The 3,266-nt window shown below is 64.9% G+C and carries 3 protein-coding genes; all 3 read right to left on the bottom strand.

Translation table 11 applies throughout. From position 1 onward, the window contains the following. Positions 1-78: 78 nt before the first annotated feature. A complete protein-coding gene (locus tag ACIBJF_RS52770; RefSeq protein ID WP_399185017.1) occupies positions 79-375 on the bottom strand; it encodes a hypothetical protein in 297 nt (98 codons plus the stop codon). A 328-nt stretch (positions 376-703) separates the two neighbouring features. Beyond that, entirely contained in the window at positions 704-2,758 is a 2,055-nt protein-coding gene (locus tag ACIBJF_RS52765; RefSeq protein WP_399185016.1) for a SpoIIE family protein phosphatase, read from the bottom strand. Positions 2,759-3,079: 321 nt separating this feature from the next. Beyond that, positions 3,080-3,266 (bottom strand): transposase (locus ACIBJF_RS52760; RefSeq protein WP_399185015.1); only part of this gene is annotated, 187 nt, incomplete at its 5' end.

Genomic DNA, 3,266 nt, shown 5'->3' with positions numbered 1-3,266 from the left:
TGGAACCCGGACGGTGTCGAGGGCGTAAGACCACCTGAGCCGCCGGCTCCGGTGGCGGCCTGAGCCGTAAATCCCCGCTCAGCCCTGGAGGGTGACGAATCGCCTCCCTTCAGGGAGGGGAGCCTTCAAGAATCGGCCCAACTCACGCGACCCCACCCGTGACCGCTCAGGCAGCCGAAGCGACGCGGCCAGGTCCTTCACCGCGTCGTACAGCACGTACGCCACCAGGCTGAGCAGCGCGCCACCCAGGAACGCCTTGCCCTGCAGGGCGTCTCCGAGCGGTGTGACGAACTGAGCAGTCAGCCCGACGACGAAGATTCCGAGGAGAAAGAACCGCGTCACCGCGGACTCGAAGCGTGTCAGATACCGCCTCATACGATGAGCCACGCCGGGCTCGGCCGACCCGCTCCCTGGCACGGACATGCACACCCCCTCCCCCGTACCGAGCTACCCGGCGTCGCCTCATGCGCCTGCAGGGAACCCGGCCCCTCTCCCCCTGACATGGTCCCCATTCGGCATCGGCCAGGCAATACAGGAAGTCGCTGTCGCCCATGCTGTCCGACATGCTCCGCGACGGCACCGTCCGCCAACCCAGGACCCACGCCTGGTTTGACGAAAGACAGTCTTGGTGGCACGGGTGGAGATCTTCGCGCAGAAGACCCGGGCCACCCCGGCTTCGGGGGTGTTCCAACCACACGCTTGATCATTTCACTGGAGGTTCTTGCAGTCTCAGTTCGGCCCAGATGGTCTTTCCGTCAAGCCGTTGCCGTGTACCCCAGCGCTCGGCGAGCTGCGCCACGATGAGCAGTCCACGTCCCCCCTCGTCGAACATGCGGGCCCGGCGCAGGTGGGGGGCGGTGTTGCTGCCGTCGGACACCTCGCAGGTCAAGGTGTCTTGCCGGATCAGGCGCAGCCGCACAGGGCCCTTGCCGTAGCGGATGGCGTTGGTGACCAGCTCGCTGACGATGAGTTCCGTGGTGAACGCGGACTCTTCCAGGTCCCAGTCGGCAAGTTGGGAGGTGGCGAGGTCGCGGACGTGAGCGACTTCAGAGAGATCCTCTGACACGTCCCACGTGGCGACATGCCTGCTGTCGAGTTCTTGGATGCGGGCGATGACGAGGGCTGCATCGTCCTCGGAGCGATCGTCGGCCACCATGTTCAGGACGTGGTCGCACATGTCCTCCAGAGAAGGTGTCGGGCCGGACAAGGCTTTCCGTAGACGCTCGAGCCCTTCATCCAAGGTATGCCCGGGGGATTCGATGAGGCCGTCGGTGTACAGGACGAGCAGGCTGTCCTTGGGAAGTTGCAGTTCAGCCGCCTCGAAGGGAAGTCCTCCCACGCCCAGCGGAGGGCCGGCGGGGATGTCGAGGAAGTCGACGTCTGGTCCCGGACGCACCACGGCGGGTGGTAGATGACCAGCGCGCGCGGCGGTGCAGCGGCGCGAAACCGGATCGTAGATCATGTACAGGCAGGCGGCACCGACCTCACCGTAATCCGCTCCAGTGTCGCGACCAGCCTCCTGTGCCTGGTCCCTGATCATGCGGCGTTGGATGGCGAGGTCGTCGAGGTGGGTGAGCAGTTCGTCGGGCGGCAGGTCGATGTCGGCGAGCGTGCGTACGGCGGATCGCAGCCGCCCCATGGTTGCCAAGGCATGTATGCCGTGCCCGACCACGTCGCCCACGACCAGGGCGACTCGGGCCCCCGAAAGCGGGATCACGTCGTACCAGTCGCCGCCGACTCCGGCCCGGGAGTCCGCGGGCAGGTAGCGGGTGGCTGCTTCCACTGCCGACTGCTTCGGGGTCATCGGGGGCAGGAGGCTTCGCTGAAGCGCCAGGTAGGTGTTGTGCTCGTGGGTATAGCGGCGGGCGTTGTCCACGCACACCGCGGCCCTCGCCCCGATCTCCTGGGCCAGTAGCAGGTCGTCGGCATCGAAGGGGTCCCGGCTCCGGGAGCGTGTGAAAAGTGCTGCACCAAGGGTTACTCCGCGGGCGCGGAGGGGAACTGCCAGCGCAGAGTGCGGTGCGTTCATACCCGCGTCGCTTGGACCGGCAGGCCAGCAGTCGGCATCCGCGGTATCGGCGATCTCCACCCTCATAGGTTGGCCTGCCCTCAGGCTCAGGGCTGGTACCGATCCCGGGCGGTAGGTGACGGTCTCGGCCGGCCGAACAGTGCCGGGGAGGACGGCCGGGCCTGATTGCCGGGCGATGCGGCGCAAGGTGATCTCGCCCATGTGAGGACCAAGCACAGGCTCCTCACCGTCGAGGACACGATCGCACAGATCCACGGTGGCGTGGTCCGCGAAGCGGTGCACCGCTACTTCGGTCAGCTCCTCAGCGGTTCGAGCCACGTTGAGCGTGCTGCCGACACGGCTGCTGGCCTCGCTGAGCAACGCCAGCCGCTCACGAGCGATCACGAGGTGTCTAAATCGTCCTTCTCTCGCTATACGGACACGGCAGACGGCCCAGCTTATGCCCACCGCGACTGCCAACGCCGCGATGACTGTTATTTGATTGACTTTTCCGATTCTTTGGAGAAATATTCCATAGACCACAATGGCGGCAACCAGGTTGAAAAGGCCTACGATCATGGTATGTCGCAGCGGCAACAGAGCACTGGCCACAACGGAAATCAGCACAGAATATTCCGGTATCCCCATGACTTGCACGTCAGCCGCAGCCAAAGCCAGTTCTAGGCCTGAAATCAGTGCAACGCTGAGGAGTAGAACGGCGAAGCTTCTGCTTGACTGAATCGGTCGCACGTAATTACACCTCCAAAGCCGGGAGGGTCGGCTCTCCGCCTTGCGTCGGGCCAGCGCCCACTCGGCGGCCCTCGCGCACTTCCATCCGACGACAAACCTGGGCTTCCTGCCACCTGGGTCCGCAGAGGGATGGGCACACGGACTGCCGCGCACCTGGGGGCGTCCGAGCAACCACTCCAATCGAGCCGGCCGAGGGCCGCGTGGTCACAGGACGGTGTCAACGCCAGGTCCGACGCTGCCGTAACGGGTGTTCACCTGGTTCCCCCGAGGATGCCCTGGCCTTCAGAGGGCGTTTGATCTAGGAAGATTGCCCCCTATCTCCTAGTAAGTTCCTCGCCAGGTAGGGGTGGTCTCGTCCGTTATGCGTCTGGTGAGGTTGTCGATCGAGGCGATGTGGATCATGGCTTCGGAGCTGGCGGTGAGGGTCTCGTAGTCTCGGGCGAGGCGCCGGTGAAGCATGATCCATCCGATGCTGCGCTCTACCACCCAGCGCCTTTTCACGACATAG

It is taken from the genome of Streptomyces sp. NPDC050743 (assembly GCF_044456925.1).
Classification (GTDB): Bacteria; Actinomycetota; Actinomycetes; order Streptomycetales; family Streptomycetaceae; genus Streptomyces.
This window is presented reverse-complemented; position numbering and strand designations above follow the sequence as displayed.

Bases quoted from the DNA above. Each gene is read 5' to 3' on its own strand.
- ACIBJF_RS52770 (WP_399185017.1), bottom strand. From the start codon at position 375: ATGAGGCGGTATCTGACACGCTTCGAGTCCGCGGTGACGCGGTTCTTT.